This is a genomic window from Actinomadura sp. RB99 (assembly GCF_014706005.1).
Taxonomy (GTDB): Bacteria; Actinomycetota; Actinomycetes; order Streptosporangiales; family Streptosporangiaceae; genus Spirillospora.
The window spans coordinates 1-529 of record NZ_JABMCA010000223.1 but is presented as its reverse complement, the minus strand read 5'-3'; the positions used below and the strand labels follow the sequence as shown (position 1 = coordinate 529).

Below are 529 nucleotides of genomic sequence, written 5' to 3'. Positions count from 1 at the left end.
ATGAAAAAAGTATGCCTATTTGTATTGCAATATTAAAGTATGGTTACCAGAATTTTAGTTTGACTATCTTAGAAATTTGTGATAAAGATAGTCTTATATCTAGAGAAAAATATTATTTTGAAGTTTATAAACCTGAATACAATATTTTGAAAACTCCGGGTAGTCCTTCAAGAGGATCTGGATGAAAACATTCAGAAGCTATTATAGAAAAAATGAGTGAAGCTAAAAATTTATTAATTCAGACTCATGGATATTTAGATAAGATGTCTTTAGCTCAATCCTCAGGTATAAAAGTGGAAGTTACAGATTTAGAAACTAAATCTTCTACTACTTATAATGCTATAAGAGCAGCAGCAAAAGCTTTAGATATTGATAAAAGATACATTGAACATTACATTCATTTAAATCAATTGCCCGACGGAAGGAACGACAAGACTACAGGAATTACTTGAAATGCTCTTTTTAGAATATAAACTAAAAAATTTGTAATATTTTTTTAAGTATAATTTTTTTAAAAATAGAATAATTC

General features: G+C 26.7%; 2 protein-coding genes. Both read left to right on the top strand.

The features are described from left to right. On the top strand, positions 1–185 hold a 185-nt coding region (locus tag amrb99_RS50475; protein WP_206700443.1), incomplete at its 5' end, for a hypothetical protein. Positions 186–212: 27 nt separating this feature from the next. Further along, positions 213–452, top strand: a complete 240-nt coding sequence (locus tag amrb99_RS49670) for an NUMOD1 domain-containing DNA-binding protein (RefSeq protein WP_190869062.1) — start codon at positions 213–215, stop codon at positions 450–452. Positions 453–529: the final 77 nt, after the last annotated feature.

Excerpts from the sequence above, each read along its gene's own strand:
- amrb99_RS49670 (WP_190869062.1), top strand. The coding sequence starts at position 213 with ATGAGTGAAGCTAAAAATTTATTAATTCAGACTCATGGATATTTAGAT.